The organism is Aquimarina sp. AWH4_224, assembly GCF_056160245.1.
This window is the reverse complement of the sequence record NZ_JBSWWU010000024.1, coordinates 1-22,782: the sequence shown is the minus strand read 5'-3', so window position 1 is coordinate 22,782 and position 22,782 is coordinate 1. Positions and strand designations below refer to the sequence as shown.

The window sequence follows — 22,782 nt, the reverse complement described above, 5'->3', positions numbered from 1 at the left end:
CACAATGTGCTGCACCTACGCCAGATATTACTGTCGTTACTGATGAAGCGGACAATTGTGGTACACCTACGGTTGTTTTTGTAAGTGATGTAAGTGATGGTAATAGCAATCCAGAAGTGATCACTAGAACCTATAGTGTTACCGATGCAGCAGGGAATAGCATCAATGTGACTCAGACGATCACCATTAATGATACTACAGATCCTACAGCGAGTAACCCAGCACCAATCACAGCACAATGTGCTGCACCTACGCCAGATATTACTGTCGTTACTGATGAAGCGGACAATTGTGGTACACCTACGGTTGTTTTTGTAAGTGATGTCAGTGATGGGAACAGCAATCCAGAAGTGATCACCAGAACCTATAGTGTGACTGATGCTGCAGGGAATAGCATCAATGTGACTCAAACGATCACCATTAATGATACGACCAATCCCACAGCAAGCAACCCAGCACCAATTACGGAACAATGTGCTGCACCTACGCCAGACATTAACGTAGTTACCGATGAAGCAGATAACTGTGGTACACCGACGGTAGCTTTTGTCAGTGATGTAAGTGATGGCAACAGCAATCCGGAAGTAATCACCAGAACCTATAGTGTGACTGATGCCGCTGGGAATAGTATCAATGTGACGCAGACGATCATGATTAATGATACTACCGATCCAACAGCGAGTAATCCAGCACCGATCAGTGCTCAATGTGCTGCACCAACTCCAAATATTACCGTAGTTACCGATGAGGCCGATAACTGTGGTACACCAACAGTTGCTTTTGTCAGTGATGTCAGTGATGGCAACAGCAATCCGGAAGTCATCACCAGAACCTATAGTGTGACTGATGCCGCTGGAAACAGCATCAATGTAACTCAGACGATTACCATTAATGATACGACCAATCCCACAGCAAGCAACCCAGCACCAATTACGGAACAATGTGCTGCACCTACGCCAGACATTAACGTAGTTACCGATGAAGCAGATAATTGTGGAACGCCAACGGTGGCATTCGTAAGCGATGTAAATACTAGTATTGGAATAATTACTCGAACTTATAGTGTGACGGATGCTGCAGGGAATAGTATCAATGTGACTCAAACGATCACCATTAATGATACGACAGATCCTACAGCGAGTAATCCTGCACCGATCACAGCACAATGTGCTGCACCTACGCCAGATATTACCGTAGTTACTGATGAAGCGGATAACTGTGGAACTCCTATTGTTGCTTTTGTAAGTGATTTAAGCGATGGGAACAGCAATCCTGAAGTCATCACCAGAACCTATAGTGTGACGGATGCCGCTGGGAATAGCATCAATGTGACTCAAACAATCACCATTAATGATACCACCGACCCGACTATTGCTTGTCCTTCAGATATTACTCAGCAAGTAGATATGGGATCATCATCTGCAGTTGTTAACTTTTCTTCTCCGGTAGGAATGGATAATTGTTCAGGAGTATCTACAACTCAAGTAAGCGGATTGCCATCTGGATCAACGTTTCCTGTTGGAGTAACTACGAATACATTTGAAGTAACGGATGGAGCAGGGAATACTGCTATTTGTAGTTTTGATGTTATTATTTCGGCAGAAATCATAGCTAATGATGATGAAGTAATCATAGATGGAGGTTTAGGAGGGAACTCCATAAACGTAGTGGATGGCAACGACCTTTTAAATAATAATGGAGCTATGCTCGGAGTCAATGTGTCTATTACCAACATTATTGATCCTGATCCTTCAGATGGTGTAAGTTTGGATCCATTGACGGGAGAGATATTAGTATTACCAGGAACGCCTTCCGGAGAATATAATATTACATATGCTCTATGTAATACAACCGCACCTATTGTATGCGATGATGCTGTAGTTAGTATCACGGTTACCAATAGCTCTAATGCAAATTTATCACTCACAAAGACTGGTAGTTATATTGATAGTAATGGAGACAATACATTGAATGCAGGAGATGAAATACACTATACTTTTACAGTTGAAAATAATGGAAATGTCGATGTAAATGATATTCTTCTAATGGATGAGTTAGCAGGTATAGCCGTGGTGGGAGGACCAGTGGATTTAGCAGTAGGCGAAATTGATGTAAACAGTTTTAGCGCGATATACGTATTGACTGAAGAAGATGTTTTGGCCGGAAGTGTTTCTAATCAGGCAACTGTTGCCGGAATTACACCTAGCGGACAAGAGGTGATAGATGTTTCAGATGACCCTTTGAATACTACTAATGTAGATCTAGATGGGGACGGGGATTTTGAAGATGTAACAGTAACTTCAATTGGGTTTGATGAAGATGTTACTATATACACCGGATTTTCTCCAAATGGTGATGGTGTGAATGATGTATTAGTGATTAATGGAATTGAGCAGCTAGAAAACAAACTGGAAATTTTTAATAGATGGGGTATTATAGTTTATGAAGCTGAAGGGTACGGAAGAGATGGTAATTTCTTTGAAGGAATCTCAAATGGAAGAACTACAATTAAAGGAGGAGATCAACTACCAGTAGGGACCTATTACTATGTGCTCGAATATGTGCTAGAAACGGGAGAACGAAAACGGAAAGTTGGCTTTTTATACATTAATAGATAATTATAGAGGGTATGCATATTTCTCTGTATTGCTATTCTGAATATTAAATTGAATTGAATGAAAAATATACAATTAATTAGTATTACTGTTTTGAGTTTGGTATTTCATAGTATTTATGCCCAACAAGATGCACAGTATACACAATATATGTACAATACGATAAGTGTAAACCCTGCCTATGCTGGAAGTCGAGGAGTAATGAGTGTCATGGGATTGCATAGAAGTCAATGGGTGGGTCTTGATGGAGCTCCAAGAACCCAAACGCTAACCTTGAATTCTCCAATAGGAGAGAACGAACGTCTTGGAATCGGACTTTCTGTGGTCAATGACGAGATAGGGCCGACGAATGAGACATATATAGGAGTTGATTTTTCGTATACTATTCCTATTTCAGAGATGGGTAAGCTAAGTTTTGGGATTAAAGGAGGCGCACACTTACTGAATGTTGATTTTCAGGAATTAGTACAGTTTAATCAAAATGATGCGCTGTTTGAGAATAATATTGACAATAAGTTTAGCCCTCAGGTAGGAGTAGGGGTCTACTATCACACTAATAAGTTTTATTTGGGGTTAAGTGCTCCAAATTTATTAGAGACAGATCATTTTGACGAAAGCTCTACCAGTAGTGATAGTGATGCAGTTAGTTTTTTGGCAGAAGAACGCATCAATTATTATTTAATCGCAGGTCATGTTTTTGATATTACAGATGATCTGAAGTTTAAACCCGCATTGTTAACCAAATTGGTTTTTGGTACTCCGCTACAAGTAGATGTGTCTGCTAATTTCTTAATGTACGAACGCTTGACTTTAGGAGTTGCATATCGATGGAGTGCAGCGGTAACTGGACAAGTTGCGTTCCAAATATCAGATGCTATGATGATCGGATTTGCATATGATAGAGAAACTACAGAATTAGGTCAATCACAATTTAATGATGGAAGTTATGAAGTAATGCTACGATTTGAGTTATTTAAGAAATACAACAGAATGCTAACTCCTCGTTTCTTTTAATGTAGAATTTGAAAATAGAGAGTATGGCAATCAGCCTTGATGAGAAAGCGAATCAGTGCATTTATTCTGATTAAATAAAAATAAGATAACATATGAATATATTAGTACGAAGTGAAAAATTGCTTTTTTTGGGAGTATTTCCCTGTTGATGAGGGGTAAACTCTAAATAAAATTAAATTTTACGGTTTTAACGTAATAATTGTGAGGTTCAAAATTATTTAAGTTTAGTAAAATGTACTTATCTTTAAAAAGTATTATGTTATTGGGAACAGAAAGTAATATCGAAGGGAAAGGAAAGTTTATTTTTTGCGCCACCTTGAGCTTTCTTAAATTCAATTATTTTTAGTACGTAAGTGTACAAAAGATAATGTTCTTCTTAAGAAACAATTTTAGGAAGAAGGAAGTAAGAGGAATACGAAAACATATATTGTGAAATGAGTCAAAAACAGTTTCTTTTTTCGATACTGTTATAATAAATGATATGTTGTAAACTTTAGATTTCTAATTAAGTGTTTTAGTATAAGCAATTAATTAGAGAGCTAAAAAACAACCCCGCTATTTGTAAAACTTTGGCGAGCCAACAAAAGCAGGGTGTGAATAACGATTAATAGTAAATTAACCATTATGAGAGAATTATTACTTCTTGTGTTTACCAATTTCTTGGTACTTCTTCATAAAAAAATATTCCTCATTGCAGAGAAATGTAAGTACTTTCAACATTTTCTAATGTGTTCGAAAGATAGGAATTCTGTAGGTTTTTTACGGAGTATCCGTAATATTTTTAAGATTTTCTTAACAAGATTCTTTTATAGATCACCTTCTTTATTGTTTGGTCGTTTTGATAAGGCTAAATCCAACGAATTGATGGTGAACACGATATCCTTATTGATACATATAATAGTACATAAAGTTCCATTTTCTAAAAACAGATTAACAATGGATACGAATTTATAGTAGAACAAAATATAAGTTCTGTGTGAGAATACAGAACTATAACGATGCATTTTGACGATGTGTTTACTTTAAACCCCCCGGCTTTAGGGGTAATTCTGGGGGGTTTTACTTTGAAAAAAATAAACCACAAACATATTTAACTTTTAGTGTTTTAGTAAATTAAATGTAGATTTTAGGAGATTCGCCCGACATAATGATCGGGCGAGTCTATTTATAAAAGTATTTATCATTCAATTTTATATTTTAGCATTTATGATAGATACCGATCTTCTCACATATTTAGAATCTTTTCTTACACCCAGACGACTTGGGTTGTATGATAGTGTATTGAGTAAAAGAACTAACCACTTTACAGTAGCGATAGAAGATGTGTACCAATTGCATAATACCAGTGCCGTAATACGGAGTTGTGATGTTTTTGGGGTGCAAAATGTTCATATCATTGAAGAGGTAAACCAAAAAAGAATTGATAGAGAGATCGCAATGGGAGCTCAAAAGTGGGTAGATGTTAACCAATATGCTACTACAAAAGATTGTATACAATCTCTCAAAAAACAGGGGTATCAAATTGTAGCCACAACTCCTCATGAGGATTCCAAAGTTTTGGAAGACTTTGATATTACAAAACCTTCGGTTTTCTTTTTTGGAAGAGAACAATTTGGGCTTAGTGATATTGTTTTGGAAGCCGCGGATACCAATCTACATATTCCTATGGTTGGTTTTACAGAAAGTCTTAATATTTCGGTATCAGCAGCAATCATATTACAACATGTGACCAATAAGTTAAGACAATCGAATATCGTTTGGCAATTGTCTGAAGAAGAAAAGCTTGAGAAACGAATGGAGTGGGCCAAGAAAGCAATCAAAAGTCATGAAAAAATTATTGAACGTTACTACAAAGGTCAAGAATCATAGAAAGTTTTGAGATATTACTTTATAGCACACTTTTAGAGAATACACATAATTAGTAGTAACATTCACATATTTTTTTGAATACCTCATAAAATGTAAAGTATATTGTAGTTGCTAACATCTAAAATCGTACAAAATGATAAATTGGTTCGAAATTCCTGTAGCAAATATGGAACGTGCAAAAACATTCTATGAAATCGTTTTTGACCTGAAAATTACCGTTCATAAAATGGGGGATCTTGAAATGGGGTGGTTTCCTAATAAGAATGCTTCGGGGATGGCTACAGGTACCTTGATCCATGCTGGAGATCACTATAAACCAAGCAAGGATGGAGTACTGATTTATTTCTCATGTGAGGATGTAGCCAATGAAATGAGTAGAGTAGCAGAAGCAGGAGGACAGGTTATTGCTGAAAAAAAGCAAATTTCAGAAAGCAATGGGTACATGGCTTATTTTCTGGATTCTGAAGGCAATAGAATAGCTTTGCATTCTGTGCAATAAATCTTTTGGGCGTTAAGAAGTAAAAGGGATTATTATTTTCTGTCTAACACTTTATACTCTTCATAACATTCGCTAATGGCATCCAAAATTTGAAGGTCATTTGCAAATTTTATGAAGTCGGCAGAGTAATTACAGTTTCTCAGGATTTCATCAATATCGAGGCGCTCTATTTGCAGTAGTGCCATTAAGGTGGCTCTGTCAAACTTATTTTCAAGAAGATTTCGTATTTCGTCGTCCTTTTTCATTTTGCGCAATTTTCGCAACTCCTTAGAACGCTTGCTGAATATATTATAGAGAAAATCGGCGGGGTTAAATATGGCACCCAAAACTTTATTTACGGCTCCAGGTTGTCTACTACCTCCTTCATAACCCGAGTTAAGTCCAGAAATACTGTATCTATAATTGTTATAAACTGGAATACGTTTGGCATCAATCTCCAAATATCCTGTAAGCTGAACATCTGCCACCACGACCTCTTCCAAAGCAATACCAAGCTCGGTCATTTTGATCTTTACATCTCCAAATTTGATCCAGTCGTTGGTTACTCTCACCTTCAAAGGTTTGTATCCGATATAAGAAAAGTATAAGGTGTCGTTTACTTTTGCAGGAATGGTAAAATCCCCTTCACTGTTGGTAATGGTCCCGATAACCTGGCTTAAGTTTACGATATGCACATTTTCCAGCTCTTGATCATTGGCCGCATTCAATACCTTACCAGATACCTCTCCAGTGGTTTCCTGACCATAAGAAATGATACCAACTATAAGTGTAATATAAAATATTAGTTTCTTCATATATTATATATGACGTTCATTATACATGAAGATAACATAAAAATCGGGCCAAAATTCATATAAGGTTGTTAATTAACCTCGAATTTACCTTCGATCTCTGCGTTTTCTTCGATCTCTTCTTGAGGAATCATTATTACTACGTCCCTCATTTTTACTGAATTTATTTCTTCCTTTGGGTTTAAATCCTTCGCTTCTTCTTTTTCCCTTGAAGCCGCCTCCATCTCTTTTTCGTTTCCCGCCTTTTCGACCTCCAGGGGCCTTCGAAATTTCTACATTGACCTTGCGACCTTCCATTTTGAAGTCTTCAAAAACAGCCAAAACACGATCTTGATATTCTGAAACCGTATTAAAGAAGGAGAAGTTTTCTTTTACATCAACACGGCTTAGAGAATTACTGTCTAATTCCAACACTTCTTTCAAGAAGTCCTTTAATGTCATCCAGTCAAATCCATCTTTTTCTCCCACATTGATAAAGTATCGTGTAGTACCATTTGCACTATGACCATGATCACTATCACCACCAGAGGCATTAAGATCTTTAGTGTTTTTATAGTAATTATGAAAACGTGTAAACTCAACAGAGAAGAATTTTTTAATTAATTCTTCTTTTGAAAAACCTTCCAGAACCTCATGAATTGAAGGTAAGTAAGGATCAATTTCATGATTGATTTCAGCTTTTCCTATATCGCTGGCCAAGTGAAACAACTGTACCTGACAGATTTCTTCTCCACTTGGAATTTCTTTCTTCTCAAAACTCTTTTTGATGATACGCTCAATCGACTTGATCTTTCTGAGTTCACTTTTGGATACGATCACCATAGAAACTCCACTCTTACCTGCACGTCCGGTTCGACCACTACGGTGGGTGTAGGTTTCTATTTCGTCTGGTAATTGATAGTTGATTACGTGCGTTACATCGTCTACATCAATCCCACGAGCAGCAACATCAGTGGCAACCAGCATTTGGATTTGTCTGTTTCTAAAGCTTTTCATTACCAAATCTCTTTGGTTCTGACTTAGATCACCATGTAAAGCTGCAGCATTATATCCATCTCCGATAAGATTTTCTGCAACTTTTTGAGTATCTCTTTTGGTTCTACAAAAAATAACAGAAAAGATATCGGGGTTCGCATCGGCCAAACGTTTTAGTGCAGCATAACGATCTCTAGAATTTACTACGTAATATTCGTGAGATACATTTTTTGATCCAGTGTTTTTATGACCAACAGTTATTTCTATTGGTGCGGTCATAAAGCGTTTGGCAATAGAAGCTACCTCTTTGGGCATCGTTGCCGAAAACAACCATGTATTTTTATCTTCGGGAGTATGGGATAATATTGCATTGATATCTTCAAAGAATCCCATATTTAGCATTTCGTCAGCTTCGTCTAGCACACAATATTCTACATTAGAAATGTCAACCATTTTTCGATTGATCATATCCTGCATACGACCTGGAGTGGCTACTACGATTTGCGCACCTCTCTTGATCTGTTTTGCTTGTTCAGAAATACTAGCTCCTCCATATATTGCTACAGTATGAAGCCCAGGGATATATTTGGAATAATTCTTCAGTTCGTTTGTAATTTGCAAGCAAAGCTCACGTGTAGGAGATAAGATCAATCCTTGTGTAATTCTACTCTTGTGATCGATTTTTTCGATTAGCGGAAATCCAAAAGCGGCAGTTTTACCGGTTCCAGTTTGTGCAAGGGCGACGATATCCGTATCATCGTTCAGTAAAATAGGAATTGCTTTTTCCTGAACCTCACTTGGGGTTTCAAATCCCATATCATTCACCGCCTTTATAATATCTTCACCGAGGCCTAAAGCTTGAAATTTATTCATGTTTATAAAAATAAGCCGCAAAGGTACGGTTTATTATTGGTCTATAACAATAACGGGATACTTATTATAGTGTTGCAATATATTTTTATATCGCTAGAAGATTATTAACTAGATATGTATGTTTTTATCGTTTAAGCAAGTATGTAGAAGATTTACTTAATGATCTCAATTTCAAAAAGTTTGTCCCAGTTTTTTCCGGTAACAAACAGTTGTTTTGTATCTGCTTTGTAAGCAATACCATTCAATACATCCAAATCCTCGTGTTGCGTAACTTTACTTCTAAGATCTCTAAGATCCACTACAGCCTCGATAGCTCCATTTTTTGGGTTGATAATGGTAATACTTGTTTTTAGATTAGATTTATTTGAAGATCCTTGTCGCGGCCAAGTATTCGCATAAATTTTTCCATCTACCCATTCCAGTTCGTTAAACTTGGTTTTAATTCCTTTATTGGTCACTACCTGGATATGCTCTTTTTCTGCCAGCGTCTCAGGGTCAAGAATCCAGATCTTTTCTGTACCATCGCTTTTATAGATTTGTTTTCCGTCGTTACACAATCCCCAACCTTCTTTACTTTCATTGTAGGCAAAGTTTCCAGTTTTATTCATGGTATTGAGATCATATATGAACCCTTCTTTGGCTAGCCATGTCAATTGAAATATTTTATCATTCAATATGGTAATTCCTTCTGCAAAATATTGATCAGGTACTTCTTTTTTTACCAGTACTTTCCCAGTAGTAAGATCAACCTTACGCAATGAAGATTTTCCTTTTTTACCCGTACTTTCATATAAGGTATCTCCAAAAAATTCTAACCCTTGAGTAAACGCTTCTTGATCATGGGGATACTCTGCAATGATCCGATATTTATATAATTTTGGAGAAGTGTTGGTAAGCAATGTTACTTTTTTGGTGATGGTATCTACATTGCCATTATAGAAGACTTGTGCTTTTAAAAGATGAGTCCCTAACTTTTCGTCGTCAATTTTTTCTGAAAAAGAATAACCAGCAGATGCAGGAGTTTTTTGATCCCCTAAAAGATAAGTTACCGAATCAATAGGGATATTTTGATCATTTTTTAAGCTAGCTTTTAAGGTTTCACCGATCCTAAAAATAGCCTGATCGTTCTCTGTAGTGATCGAAAAATAGTTTTTTTTCTTGTCTTGATTGCTGCCGCAAGAAAAAACTAAAGTGCTTAATGTAATGGCGACGAAGTAGTTACAGATTTTCATGATTATGATTCTTATTTGAGGCAAGATATTTATTTTAATTGGGTTTAAAAAATGGTTGTTTTATCTATTAAAGATCGTATCTTTGCAGCGGCAAGTCCTACACAACCAGCTCCTGTTGAATCCTCCAGGGCGGGAACGCAGCAAAGGTATACGGTCGTAGCGGTGTGATGTAGGTAGCTTGCCTTTTTTTGTACCCTTTTGTGAAATTTTACTCCTTACATTTCCTCTTTTTTTTATGCATAATTCGTTAATCAGAATTGTATATTTGCGATCATGAATTCAGATCAAAAAACTACTGTTGTTCTTATCACTGGAGGCTCTTCGGGGATAGGGAAATCTATAGGGACTTTCTTGACAGAAAAAGGATTTGTGGTTTATGGTACTAGTCGTAACCCTTCTAAATTTAAAGACTTTAGACCCTTTACCTTATTGCAATTAGATGTTGCAGACAAACAAAGTATACAAGGAGCTGTTGCTGAAATTGAAAAGCGTCATGGTAAATTGGACATTTTGATTAATAATGCAGGTGCGGGAATTACCGGGCCCATAGAAGAAATTCCGGAAGAAGAAATCCTAAATAATTTTACGACCAATTATTTTGGTGTGATTAATGTAACCAAAGCGGTATTACCACTGATGCGAAAGCAAGGGAAAGGATTGGTAATCAATGTTACTTCTATTGCTGGATATATGGGATTGCCTTATAGAGGAGTGTATAGTGCATCAAAAGCGGCTTTAGAAATCACTACCGAAGCCTGGAGAATGGAATTGAAACAGTTCAATATAGAAATGACAAACGTTGCGCCAGGGGATTTTGCTACTAATATTGCCGCAGGAAGATATCATGCTCCTTTATTAGAGGATTCACCTTATCATCAAGCGTATGGCAAATCATTGTCTTTGATGGATGAACATGTTGATGCAGGTAGTGACCCTATGGATATGGCAAAAGCAGTCTATAAGGTTATTGGGGCTAGTAAACCCAAGGTACACTACAAAGTAGGAGCTTTTATGCAAAAGTTTTCTATTGTATTGAAGCGAATATTACCGGACAAAGTCTACGAGAAATTATTAATGAATCATTACAAATTGTAGCGCTTCTTTTTAAGAAATAAATAGCTGGATAATAGGAGATAATTTCAATTTTGAATATTTATCTTCGCAACCAGAAAGAAATACAATAACTAAACACAACAAATTAAATATCACATTATGAAATTTTTTATTGATACTGCAAACTTAGACCAGATTAAAGAGGCAGAGGATCTTGGAGTTTTGGATGGAGTCACAACCAATCCATCTCTTATGGCAAAAGAAGGTATCACAGGTAAAGAAAACATTATCAATCATTATAAAAAGATATGTGAGATCGTTACCGGAGATGTAAGTGCAGAGGTAATCTCTACAGATTTTGAAGGAATGATCAAAGAAGGTGAGGAGCTTGCTGCTTTGCATGATCAAATCGTAGTAAAAGTACCGATGATCAAAGAAGGAGTGAAGGCGATTAAGTATTTTAGTGATAAAGGAATCAAAACAAACTGTACATTGGTATTCTCACCAGGGCAGGCATTATTGGCAGCCAAAGCCGGTGCAACTTATGTGTCTCCTTTTATCGGTAGATTGGATGATATCTCTACAGATGGATTGAATCTTATTGCAGAAATCAGAGCAATTTATGATAACTATGGTTTCGATACGCAAATTTTGGCAGCTTCTGTAAGACACACGATGCATGTAATCGACTGTGCTAAGATTGGTGCAGATGTAATGACTGGACCACTTTCTTCAATAGAAGGATTATTGAAACACCCTTTGACAGATATTGGTTTAGCTAAATTCCTAGCAGATTATCAAAAAGGAAACTAAAACAACAGTATTATAAAAATGAAGAGAGCCACTTTCGAGTGGCTTTTTTTATTACTCCAAACTGGCTAATCTTGTGTATTGCATCAACTGCTTTTCGAACACCGAAGAAAATAGATTGGCTTTGGCATTGATAATTCTGCCTTCCTGATCTACCAGGATTACCTTGTTGGTAGAATGGATTACCAATTCTTCTGAAGAACATTTAGGATATTTGAACTCGTATTCTTTACCTAAATTATAATGGTGTCTTTTGATCGTCTTTAACCAATTTTTGGTTTGTTCGTCATCCGTGTTAATGGCGATAAAATCGATTTCAGGATATAAGGCACTTAGGTATTCTGCTTTTTTGTGTGCTCTAACATAATGATCTTTACTTTCCATAGACCAGAAGTAAAGCGCGGTAATAGACTTGTTGAAAAGAGAAGAGAGCTTTACTTGTTCTCCTTTGGAAGTAATCAGATCCTGATCAGGGATCATATTACTAGGTTGCAATCGGCCGATAGCTCTTGCTAATTTTTTTAATTCTCGCTGTGATTTCTTATTTGAGCTTACTGATAAGTAATGCTTCAATACCTTTTTGGAATCGTAATCTTTTTTGCTGTACAATAAAAAATTGGTGGTAACTCTTCTTAAAAGATTGTTTTTGATATATGGATGATCGATAACACTATCGATAAGATCTAATTTGTAAATCACACTACCAACCCGTCCCTTATATTTAGAATGTTGATTGCTATATTTTGATAAGGAAGCATTAGTAAAGTAGTAATTCAAAAAGCGATTGTATGAATATAGCTTCTTAAGGTCGTTATCGTTGTAATTGATTTCGTTGCGATAGTCAAAAAATGAATCGGGTAGATCTTTGGCCATATCCATACCTCCGATACCATATCTACTATGAAAATACAACTCATGTCGAGTATAGTAATCAAACACAAAACTAGCTTGTGTTACCTTCTTCGCCAGAGGACTTAATTCGTACTTATCTGTAAATCGTTTGTAGCTATTTAGCTTGATACGTAATAAGGAGTCTTGATTTTTTCTGAAATAGTTCGGAGAAAGTTGTAGTCCAGATCTTTTTAACCGTTCTCTTTCTACTTCATTCTGAAGATAGATATCAACCAAAAAATTGTTTTTTCTGGCACCGTCACCAGTAAAAACAAGAGACTCATCAAATTCTAAGGTGTTTAAGCGAATAAGAAGACTATCTCCCTTTTCCAATAACACCAATTGATTTTCTGGTTTATGTCTAAACGCATATACACCCTCTTCTAGATCCTCTATTTTATGAAAAAACCTATTATTTTTATCAAGGTATAAGGTATCACCAGGTTCATCACCCTTGGACAGGATAACGTAATTGATGTTTGGATTTACAATTTCCCCACCAAAATAGGTATAGTTTCTGGATGTTTTCTTTGAAGAATCACAGCCACAAAACGCTACAGATAATACCACAGTATATATCAAATATTGTAAAGGAAAGAGCTTCATTTTGGGTGTCTAAATTATCGAACTATTTCGCCAAAAATAGTGGGAAACCGTATCTACGTTTGTTAAGGATACGTTAATTCTTTACTAATTAGGATATTATTAGAAGTTTAGCGCACGATATCCTTCTTTTTTGAAACATTAATTATTTCGGGAACCTACTTTTTTGTATCTCGTAAAAGCTGATAATTTAATGGTAGATTGTTTCTAGATCTGAAAGCATTTTTCTACTTTTGCGGCGAATTCGAACTTACAATTTATTATATCATGTTATCAGTTTCTAATCTTTCGGTTCAATTTGGTAAACGCGTGCTTTTTGACGAGGTAAACGTATCATTTACGCAAGGTAATTGCTACGGTATTATTGGAGCAAACGGGGCCGGGAAATCTACTTTTCTAAAAATCCTTTCGGGGGTGTCTGAGCCTACTTCGGGTCATGTACATCTCGAACCAGGAAAAAGAATGTCTGTTTTAGAACAGAACCATTATGCATATGATGAGTTTTCTGTGCTGGAAACGGTAATTATGGGTAATAAACCTTTGTACAAGATCAAAAAGGAAATAGATGCCTTGTATGCAGATTATACCGATGAGAATGCCGAGAAGATAGGAGAGTTACAGGTCGAGTTTGAAGAAATGAACGGTTGGAATGCAGATAGCGATGCAGCTGCATTACTTTCAAATTTAGGAATCAAAGAAGATTTGCATTACACGCAAATGTCTGATCTGGATACCAAACAAAGAGTACGAGTATTGTTGGCACAGTGTCTTTTTGGAAATCCAGATGTATTGATCATGGATGAGCCTACCAATGATCTGGATTATGAAACGATCAATTGGTTAGAGCACTTTTTAGCGAATTATGACAATACAGTGATTGTAGTATCTCACGACCGTCACTTCTTGGATGCCGTTTGTACGCATATATCGGATATTGATTTTGGAAAGATCAATCATTACAGTGGTAACTATACGTTTTGGTATGAATCTTCTCAATTAGCGGCAAGACAAAGAGCACAGCAAAACAAGAAAGCAGAAGAAAAGAAGAAGGAATTACAGGAGTTTATTGCTCGTTTTAGCGCCAATGTGGCAAAATCGAAGCAAGCTACTTCTCGTAAGAAGATGATAGAAAAACTGAATATCGAGGATATCAAACCATCAAGTCGTCGTTATCCTGCGATTATTTTTGAAAGAGACAGAGAAGCCGGAGATCAGATTCTTAATGTAGAAGGATTAGCTGCGAGTATTGAAGGAGAGTTGTTGTTTAAAGATATTGACATTAATCTGGCCAAAGGAGATAAAGTAGTAATATTCTCAAGAGATTCTAGAGCTACAACCGCATTTTATCAAATACTTAATGATAAGCAAAAAGCTGATGCAGGAACATATTCCTGGGGAATCACAACAGCACAGTCTTATTTACCTGCAGACAATAGTGAATACTTCAGTAATGACTTAACACTTGTCGATTGGCTACGCCAGTGGGCAACTACAGAAGAGGAGAGAGAAGAAGTGTTTATCCGTGGATTCTTAGGTAAAATGATTTTTAGTGGAGAAGAAGCCTTGAAAAAATCAAATGTACTATCTGGAGGAGAAAAAGTACGTTGTATGTTATCAAAAATGATGATGACCAGAGCCAATGTAATTATGTTGGATGAGCCAACAAACCACCTAGACTTAGAGTCTATTACTGCGTTCAACAATTCTTTGAAGAAGTTTAAAGGAACCGTACTGTTTACTACTCATGATCATGAGTTTTCTCAAACCGTAGGTAATCGAGTGATCGAACTTACGCCCAATGGTGTAATTGATCGTTATACTACTTTTGATGAGTACATGAGCAATACCAAAATAAAGGAATTAAGAGATAAGATGTATGCGGTTAACGTATAATCATAACTTTATAGAACTAACAAAAAAGCCTGCTTAAGCAGGCTTTTTTTATATCATTAATCCTTCAAATTTTAGATACATATAATCTTTGATAGTGGATTCTAAAGTATCTTTACTTTGGGTAAAAAACTGATCATCTGTAATGAGTTGCATGATGAAGTATTCGTCAAGTTTAACCAAAAGATCTACAGAAACAGGCTTAAACATATCGCTCTGTATGCCCAAAAGATAAAATTGTTTAAAATCCTGAAGCAGGCTATGTAAAAAATCTTCGATGATTTTCCAAGCAGTAGGATAGTACAGTTTTAGTTGCCTTAGATAATGGGCTGATATATCTTTGGCACCTTCAGCTAGAATACCTGCGAGCTTACCATATTTGTAATTAGGTTCTATAATTTCTTGAGTAATTTCATTCTTATAGTTATACAGTCGGTCTATACGAACTTGTGTGATATATTCAAAAATCTCCTCCTTAGTAATAAAGTATTGATAAATGGTGGATTTGCTTTTATTCATTAATACGGCAAGATCGTCCATAGTCAAATTACCTAAGTCGGCCTGTTTAAGTTTAGGGAGTATGGCTTGGGTCCATTGTTCGACCTTTTTGTTTTTATCCTTCCTGTCTTTAGATAGCGATTTCCTTCCCATTTTTGCTATTTTGATAAAATCGAACTATATTTATCAAATAGTTCGAAAAAATATTTTCGTTTCTCAAACATAATCAATTAGTTTATGAACAATCAAGCGGTATGGCAAAAATATTCAGGAAAAGTAGCTTGGCCTACGATATTTTTGTTTGTTGGACTTTTGATAGGATATGTCGCGCTCACTTATTTTTATGTAAATGGATTATCAGGAGTTTGGACATCAGTAATAGGAGCATTGTTAGCTTATGGAATGTTTACTATCGCTCATGAGGCAAGTCACAACAATATATCAGGGGGTGTAAAGTCTTATGTGTTTTTAGAGAGTATGCTTGGATGGATCTCTAGCGCTTTGCTCTTGTTTCCTTTCAGTGCATTTAAAGTAATTCATCTTAGACATCATGCGCATACCAACGACCCTGCAAAAGATCCAGATCATTACGTTAACGGGAAAAATGCATTTTCAATTTTCTTTAGGTGTCTTACATTAATAGGACATTACTTTGGTTTAACTCTTGGAGAAGATAGCAAAGCCGATCCTGCTATGCGATCAATTCGTAAGCAGTCTGTGGTTTTTATTACATTCCTGAGTGCCGCTTTAATTGGATTAATAGCTACAGGAGCTGGATTAACTTTGTTGTATGTTTTTATACTTAGTGCGCTAATTGCTGCACCAGTTTTGGCATTTTCATTTGATTGGATACCACATTATCCACATAACAATCTGGATAAGTATCATAACACCAGGGTGATTACTATTCCAGGATTAGAATTTATTTCATTGTATCAAAGTTATCATTTGATGCATCATTTGTATCCCAGAGTTCCTTTCTACAATTACAAAGATTGTTTCCTGGATTACGAAAAAGAATTACTTGCAGAACAATCAATAATAGAGGGATTCAGAACTCAGGATTCGGGATTAATGAAAAGAAAAAACACCTATGTAGACCTAATTAAAGGAAGTACATGGAGTTACATTCTTGAAGTCGAAAATGTATTTCAGGAAACACGCGATACGATCAAAATAACATTCAAGAATTTGGATCAAATTCCATTTAAGTTTAAACCAGGGCAATATGTTGTGATTTCAGATTATGTAGATGACGTATTAGTAAGTAGATGTTATTCTATCTGTGAAAACCCAAATACAGGAAAACTGTCGGTTGCCGTAAAAAGTGTACCAGGGGGTAAACTATCCAACCATTTGCTGGCAAATGTGCGAGAGCATTATAAGTTAAAAGTATCAGGTCCATTTGGTGATTTTACATTGCCGGAGACTGTAAAACAACCTGTTGTTTTGATCGCAGGAGGAAGTGGTATTACGCCAATACTGTCTATTTTAAAAACATTTCTAAATAGTAATAACCACCATATCACCTTGCTTTATGGATGCAGGAGCAAAGAGGATGTGATTTTTAAGGAAGAATTAGAGCAATTGGCAGACGCGTTCGAAAGCAGATTCAGTTATATTTTAAGTTTTGATATGCTGGACAGCAATCGACAATATGAATTACTGAAATTTATAGCGTCGAATTCATTGTGCTATATCTGCGGGCCTCAACCTATGATGGATGCTTCAAAAGAGGCGTTGGCAAAACTGGGAATTGTAAATGATGATATTAATATCGAAGAATTCGTTATAGAAACATCAACACTCTCTGGTATATCGAAGGAGGTATCGTTCACCATCCACCAAGAGGAAATTTCATTTTCAACAGATACCGAGGAAACCATTTTAGAAGGGGCAATTACATCACAAAAAGAGATTCCGTATGCTTGCGGGATGGGGCAATGTGGGACTTGCAAAACCAAACTCATCGAGGGAGAAGTATATTGGAAGAAAACCGAGAATATTGCTCTTTTGGAACATGAAAAGGAGCAGGGATATATTTTACCTTGTATTTGCAGTCCAAAAACAACTATAAAGCTAAGTGTATGACAGAAGAAACCTATGATTATATCATTATCGGAAGCGGGTTTGGAGGATCAGTAAGTGCACTACGCCTCTCCGAAAAAGGATACAAAGTATTGGTAATCGAAAAAGGAAAGTGGTACAAACCTCAAGATTTTCCTAAATCTAATTGGAACCTAAAAAAATGGCTATGGATGCCTTTTTTTAAATGGTTTGGTATCATGAAAATGTCGTTTTTTAAACATGTAGTTGTGATTTCTGGTACTGGTGTTGGAGGAGGTTCTTTGGTCTATGCCAATACTTTACCAGTTCCAAAACAAAAGTTCTTTACTTCAGGAAGTTGGGGAGCGCTAGCAGATTGGCAACAGGAACTGGCTCCTTTTTATAAAACAGCTTTGCATATGCTGGGTGCGCAGAAAAACCCTGTTTTTTTTGATGGAGATAAAACGCTGAAGGAGATTGCAGGTAACATGAATATTGAAGATAAATTTGAAGCAACTGATGTAGCTGTATTCTTTGGAAAACCCAATGTAACTGTACCAGATCCTTATTTTGAAGGTAAAGGCCCTGATAGAACAGGATGTAATTATTGTGGAGGGTGTATGACAGGATGTAGAATAGGAGCAAAAAATACTTTAGACAAAAACTATTTGTATCTAGCGCAGCAATTGGGAGCTGAAATACTGGCAGAACAAGAAGTGTATGATGTGATCCCAAATGCCAATGGGTACGAAGTGAAATGTAAATCGTCGACACGATTTTTTAAATCTAAAAAATCAATACTCACCAAAGGAGTGATTTTTTCTGGAGGAGTTTTAGGAACTGTGAAGCTCCTTTTAAAACTGAAGCAGAGTTCTTTGCCTAAACTTTCGGATCGGTTGGGATATGATATTCGTACTAATAATGAGAGTTTGATCAGTGTGACCAATTTAGACGGTAAAAAAGACATGTCCAAAGGAGTGGCCATTGGTTCCATTTTGAATACGGACGAAAACAGTCATTTGGAGATTGTAAGATATGCCAAAGGATCAGGATTTTGGCGATTATCTCATTTGCCATTAACTCATGGTAAAAATACCATAGTAAGGCTCGCCAAAATGATTACTAGTTTTATCAAACACCCACTATCTTATATCAAACTATATACGGTTAGGGACTGGGCAAAAAGTACCACAGTACTATTGTTCATGCAAACCTTGGATAGTACCTTAAAATTTAAGCGAAATCGATTAGGAATTATGAACACCAAGGTAGCTGAAGGGAAAAAGCCATCTGCATTTATCCCGGAATCCTTACAATTAGCCAAAACCTATGCCAAGGCAGCTATGGGAAAAGAAACTGTATTTGGACTAGAACCTTTGGCAGGAATACCTTCTACAGCACATATCCTAGGCGGAGCAGTGATGGGTGAAGATGAAACCAAAGGGGTAATCGATAAAGATAACAAAGTGTTTGGATATGAAAATATGTATGTGTGTGATGGCTCTATGATTTCTGCAAATCCAGGAGTGAACCCATCGTTATCCATAACTGCTATTTCGGAAAGGGCGATGCACCAAATTCCTTCAAAAAGTTAATCTTGGGGAGGTTGTAGAAAATGTCTAAAGATTAAATAACCCCCAAAAATGATAAAGATAATAATGGTGATTGATCTAAAATTCCATTCTCCTTGTTGTTGAATATGATTGTACAATCGCAAGCTACCCAACAACACCAAAGAAATACCGATCATAAGGTTCCAGGCACGACGAGGAGTTTTATTATTCTCTTCTTCCATAAAAAGTTAGGATAGGCTCTTTTCAATAATAGGAAGTGCTTCTTCCATATCTACTTTTTTTACAAAAAGCTGGATGTGATCTGGGATTCCACCACCGAAACCAGCCATCATACCTGATTTCATATCGTCTCTGGTGATAGAGTTAATTCCACGGTCTTGTAGAACAGTTTGTAGAAATTGTACATTGATTAAACTACCAGTATAGACTCTTTCGTATTCGCTTTTGGGGAACATAGAATGGTTTTATGCGTTAAAATATTTACTATTCCATATAGCGGTGTTGAAGTTTTTACCTAATGCAAAACCATAAAACAAAACAACCGCCGCTACGGATTTAAACATAAAGAAAAAAATCATAATAAAGGTAGAAGTGTCGCTAGTTTTACTAAACAGTCCATTGGGTACCATAAAAGTAAGTAATACACTGACCAAAAAGGTAAGAATCAATAGATTTTCGAAGCTTTTAAAGAACCACATCATTACTTTGCGCAACGGATGTAGATCATTCCCCCATTTATGTATCAAATAGAAATACCCATTGCCCATAGGAGCAAAGAGTAGGGGGTCGTCTGCATTTTCCAGCTTAAATAATTTTGAAGGCGCTATGATTTTAAACCCTTTGAGCTCTAGATCATGTTTTTTTTCCAATTCTTTGATCGCTGAGACCGCCGAATTGGGAAGCTTTCCTTTAAAATATTTTGAATCTAGAAAACGAAGGCGGTAATCGATACATATTTTTTTGATTTGATCGATATGATAGATACGGTGAGTTTCTAACTGATCAAAATCGAAATCATTTTGTATTTCAGGAACATCGGCATCTAGATTTTCCAGAATTCTTTCTTCATGTTGGGTATCTTCGAGAAGTACTTGTTGCACTTGTGCCCTCCAGCTATCTGGATCAAAAGCTTTATCTCTTACTTTACTCAGTTGTTTTTGAATATTTGTTCTAGGCAATAGCATAATCCTTTCTTTTTCTTAAGCACTACTAAATTAAGGATTTACCAAAAGTTTTAAAAATATTGATAGCGTAATGTTCTGAAAAGGAGAAGTTTTAACGGTTGTTGAATCATGATATGTATTGCTGATTTATGTTAGAATAGATCCTAATTGTATATTTAAATTTCTAAAGTAATGGTGCTAATTGCCCATAAATGGTCATTTTGATATTTTGTATGGTATTAATTTTTTATCAATTTTCTGCTAATGATATACAAAACTGACGAAGACTCTTAGAAAATTATTCAAATTATAGGTTACGTTTTTGATGTGCTTGGTAATTCCTTTGGGGAATGTAATAGTTGAAAGAGTAAATGGAACCTACAAAAAAAGTAGCTTGATCTTATCACGATAGTAGGGAATATACCGAAGAGGTTTATTCTGTCCAAATTGAAAACTATAGCTAAAACATCGCACAAAACCAACATTTAAGATTTGATAGATTCAACTCTCGGATATTTATATCTGTAATTCTTTAAACTGCTCTATTTCTTGAATACGCTATTTTGTTTTATAAAATAGAACAAAACCAAATCATATTTTTACACTTCCAGAACAACTATAAAGATCAACAAAATTTATAATCAGGTTTTATTGCTAATAAAATATAATTTTCGATCTTTAGGATTCAAGATAAAAAAATCCACAGATAGGGGCTCTACCTTATTGTCATCATAATAAAATGCCGAATAGTAGCTTCCTGGTTCATTTATTATGTTACTCTGAAACATCTTAATTAAACACTCACTTTCTTTAGCAGAAAAATTATTTGTTGAATGATTAAATAATCCAGCATCTTCTTCTAAAATTGGAGTTTTTTTCCAATTTAAAACATACCAATTATTTCTAAATTCTGTTTTGATAGGAAAGTTTTTATTGTTTTTATCATTTAAAAACTCATTAATATTATCTTCACTTAAAGAATAGATAAACATAGAAAAACCTTCTCCTTGAAAAGTAAGAACCTGATCATATCCACATAAGATATCATAATCAGTAGTTTCGATTCCAATAACTTTTTTCAGTAAGTCATTATGATAACTTTTATCACAACTACTAATAAAGAAAAGTAAAAAAATAAAAAATAAATATTTCATAAATTATCTGTGTATTGGTATTCTTGCTTGACCATAACCATAAATATTAAAACTGGTTCCTCTACGATTTAAAGATTGATCTGCATAAATTTCTCCTATTCTAGTTAACCCATCTCTCACAAGTCTACCATCTAGGTTAAAATCATATATATCTACTAAATTATCGCTATGTCTACCTATATGAACCCTTCCATTTGCGCCTTGAAGAGTAATAGTTAAAGTTCCATACAAAAGATTAGAGGATGGGTTAAAAGCAAATTCTTTGGTAGCCCTATTAATAAAATTATAACTTATACTTTTTCCATATTGATAATTAAAATGTTCTTCAACGTTAAGAGGAAATAAATCGATTTTACTTCGATCTACAAATAAATTAGCTCCATTACCAGTTCTGTAATGATTATTTGCTTCACTTAAAGTCAAAATACCATCAAAATCTGGCCTATTAGGAAGTCCTAAAAAGTGAGAAGTAATATTATGAAAGGCAAGACCATTAGAAAAACTTGGATTTGAAGTTAGAAAATCACCTAAAAATTGCCCACCTCCATTAAGTATATCAGATTGAGCCATTCCATTGGTGAATTCTCCATCGTAAATAATAGCTTCACCTTGTAAACCAAACTCGTCAACTCCTCTAAAATTTCCATCTGAATCATATATTGGATTGTCATACCCTCCATCGGGATCAATATTATTTAGCCAATTATTACTCATTGATAAGTAAGGACTAGGATGTTGACCTGCAGGATCCGGTGTTAACCATCTATTTATACGTGGGTCATATAATCGAAGTTCGAAGGCTGGTTTTCCTGTTTCTGGATCTACTTCTTGCCCTTGATACCCATATCTATAATCCCCTTGTAGGTTTCGGTTAGGCATGGCCATCCCGCCTGGATAATAATCGGTAGCATTTGTAATTCCAATGGTTTGTCCGGTATTTGTTCTTCCTACTACAGCTCTTACATTGCCTAAATGATCTGTAAGTTGATACAGATTGGTTCCATCGGATTTTCTCACACCTAAACGATTTGCTCCATAAATGGTATTTTCGACGATTTGCCCATTTCTGTATATAGCCAGGGGGTTTCCTGTAGCATCCCGTACATAATGTTCGGTATAACTTAGATTTCCATTGGATAGATTGTATGCTTCTTTACGTACTCTATGGTTTTTATCATTGTAAAAGAACTTCACTAATGTTTGGTTGTTTTTTTTGATTTCATTGACCAGTC

Annotated in this window: 19 protein-coding genes and 1 other RNA gene; 10 read left to right on the top strand and 10 right to left on the bottom strand. The window is 35.7% G+C overall.

The annotated features are described in order from the left end of the window. The 4 genes from ACXAGJ_RS24175 to ACXAGJ_RS24160 all read left to right on the top strand — a co-directional run. A partial coding sequence (locus ACXAGJ_RS24175) for a T9SS type B sorting domain-containing protein (protein WP_474843689.1) occupies positions 1–2,618 on the top strand: 2,618 nt, incomplete at its 5' end. Between the two features lie 57 nt (positions 2,619–2,675). Further along, complete coding sequence (locus tag ACXAGJ_RS24170; RefSeq protein ID WP_474843687.1) at positions 2,676–3,629, top strand: PorP/SprF family type IX secretion system membrane protein; 954 nt, start codon at positions 2,676–2,678, stop codon at positions 3,627–3,629. A gap of 1,206 nt (positions 3,630–4,835) precedes the next feature. Next, the gene (locus tag ACXAGJ_RS24165) at positions 4,836–5,498 is read left to right on the top strand and encodes a TrmH family RNA methyltransferase (protein ID WP_474843685.1); all 663 of its coding nucleotides are present in this window, start codon (positions 4,836–4,838) and stop codon (positions 5,496–5,498) included. Positions 5,499–5,631: 133 nt separating this feature from the next. Further along, on the top strand, positions 5,632–5,997 hold the full coding sequence (locus tag ACXAGJ_RS24160) for a VOC family protein (RefSeq protein WP_474843683.1): 366 nt from the start codon (positions 5,632–5,634) through the stop codon (positions 5,995–5,997). Between the two features lie 32 nt (positions 5,998–6,029). Here ACXAGJ_RS24160 and ACXAGJ_RS24155 read toward each other — a convergent pair whose 3' ends face one another. The 3 genes from ACXAGJ_RS24155 to ACXAGJ_RS24145 all read right to left on the bottom strand — a co-directional run bounded on the left by ACXAGJ_RS24155 (position 6,030) and on the right by ACXAGJ_RS24145 (position 9,868). Further along, on the bottom strand, positions 6,030–6,791 hold the full coding sequence (locus ACXAGJ_RS24155; RefSeq protein ID WP_474843681.1) for a carboxypeptidase-like regulatory domain-containing protein: 762 nt from the start codon (positions 6,789–6,791) through the stop codon (positions 6,030–6,032). 84 nt (positions 6,792–6,875) lie between these two features. Continuing rightward, positions 6,876–8,636 carry a DEAD/DEAH box helicase gene (locus tag ACXAGJ_RS24150; protein ID WP_474843679.1) on the bottom strand — a complete coding sequence of 587 codons (1,761 nt, stop codon included), beginning with the start codon at positions 8,634–8,636 and terminating at the stop codon, positions 6,876–6,878. Positions 8,637–8,788: 152 nt separating this feature from the next. After that, positions 8,789–9,868 (bottom strand): glutaminyl-peptide cyclotransferase, encoded by a 1,080-nt coding sequence (locus ACXAGJ_RS24145; RefSeq protein ID WP_474843678.1) that lies wholly within the window; start codon positions 9,866–9,868, stop codon positions 8,789–8,791. An 88-nt stretch (positions 9,869–9,956) separates the two neighbouring features. Here ACXAGJ_RS24145 and ffs point away from each other — a divergent pair. The 3 genes from ffs (at position 9,957) to fsa (ending at position 11,734) form a co-directional block, all read left to right on the top strand. After that, positions 9,957–10,055, top strand: an RNA gene (gene ffs / locus ACXAGJ_RS24140) — signal recognition particle sRNA small type. 86 nt (positions 10,056–10,141) lie between these two features. After that, complete coding sequence (locus tag ACXAGJ_RS24135) at positions 10,142–10,963, top strand: SDR family oxidoreductase (protein WP_474843676.1); 822 nt, start codon at positions 10,142–10,144, stop codon at positions 10,961–10,963. A 117-nt stretch (positions 10,964–11,080) separates the two neighbouring features. Continuing rightward, complete coding sequence (fsa, locus tag ACXAGJ_RS24130; RefSeq protein WP_073322174.1) at positions 11,081–11,734, top strand: fructose-6-phosphate aldolase; 654 nt, start codon at positions 11,081–11,083, stop codon at positions 11,732–11,734. Between the two features lie 51 nt (positions 11,735–11,785). Here the strand turns inward: fsa and ACXAGJ_RS24125 are convergent, their stop codons facing one another. Then, positions 11,786–13,228: a peroxiredoxin family protein gene (locus tag ACXAGJ_RS24125; RefSeq protein WP_474843673.1), complete on the bottom strand. Its 1,443-nt coding sequence runs from the start codon at positions 13,226–13,228 to the stop codon at positions 11,786–11,788. Between the two features lie 264 nt (positions 13,229–13,492). On the opposite strand from ACXAGJ_RS24125, the gene ACXAGJ_RS24120 reads away from it, so the two are divergent. Further along, positions 13,493–15,118 (top strand): ABC-F family ATP-binding cassette domain-containing protein, encoded by a 1,626-nt coding sequence (locus ACXAGJ_RS24120; protein WP_474843671.1) that lies wholly within the window; start codon positions 13,493–13,495, stop codon positions 15,116–15,118. A 48-nt stretch (positions 15,119–15,166) separates the two neighbouring features. On the opposite strand, the gene ACXAGJ_RS24115 is transcribed toward ACXAGJ_RS24120, so the two are convergent. Further along, the gene (locus tag ACXAGJ_RS24115) at positions 15,167–15,766 is read right to left on the bottom strand and encodes a TetR/AcrR family transcriptional regulator (RefSeq protein WP_474843669.1); all 600 of its coding nucleotides are present in this window, start codon (positions 15,764–15,766) and stop codon (positions 15,167–15,169) included. Between the two features lie 84 nt (positions 15,767–15,850). Between ACXAGJ_RS24115 and ACXAGJ_RS24110 the strand changes: the two genes are divergently transcribed. Next, a complete protein-coding gene (locus tag ACXAGJ_RS24110; protein WP_474843667.1) occupies positions 15,851–17,704 on the top strand; it encodes a fatty acid desaturase in 1,854 nt (617 codons plus the stop codon). Continuing rightward, the gene (locus tag ACXAGJ_RS24105) at positions 17,701–19,254 is read left to right on the top strand and encodes a GMC oxidoreductase (RefSeq protein ID WP_474843664.1); all 1,554 of its coding nucleotides are present in this window, start codon (positions 17,701–17,703) and stop codon (positions 19,252–19,254) included. The genes ACXAGJ_RS24110 and ACXAGJ_RS24105 overlap by 4 nt, the downstream gene beginning before the upstream one ends. Here the strand turns inward: ACXAGJ_RS24105 and ACXAGJ_RS24100 are convergent. The 5 genes from ACXAGJ_RS24100 to ACXAGJ_RS24080 form a co-directional block, all read right to left on the bottom strand. Continuing rightward, entirely contained in the window at positions 19,251–19,454 is a 204-nt protein-coding gene (locus ACXAGJ_RS24100) for a hypothetical protein (protein ID WP_474843663.1), read from the bottom strand. The two genes, ACXAGJ_RS24105 and ACXAGJ_RS24100, sit on opposite strands and share 4 nt — an antisense overlap. Before the next feature lie 6 nt (positions 19,455–19,460). Continuing rightward, positions 19,461–19,688: a putative signal transducing protein gene (locus tag ACXAGJ_RS24095; protein WP_474843661.1), complete on the bottom strand. Its 228-nt coding sequence runs from the start codon at positions 19,686–19,688 to the stop codon at positions 19,461–19,463. 9 nt (positions 19,689–19,697) lie between these two features. Further along, positions 19,698–20,417 (bottom strand): hypothetical protein, encoded by a 720-nt coding sequence (locus tag ACXAGJ_RS24090; protein WP_474843659.1) that lies wholly within the window; start codon positions 20,415–20,417, stop codon positions 19,698–19,700. Positions 20,418–21,037: 620 nt separating this feature from the next. Continuing rightward, positions 21,038–21,550, bottom strand: a complete 513-nt coding sequence (locus ACXAGJ_RS24085; RefSeq protein ID WP_474843657.1) for a hypothetical protein — start codon at positions 21,548–21,550, stop codon at positions 21,038–21,040. Between the two features lie 3 nt (positions 21,551–21,553). Continuing rightward, on the bottom strand, positions 21,554–22,782 hold a 1,229-nt coding region (locus tag ACXAGJ_RS24080), incomplete at its 5' end, for an RHS repeat domain-containing protein (protein WP_474843655.1).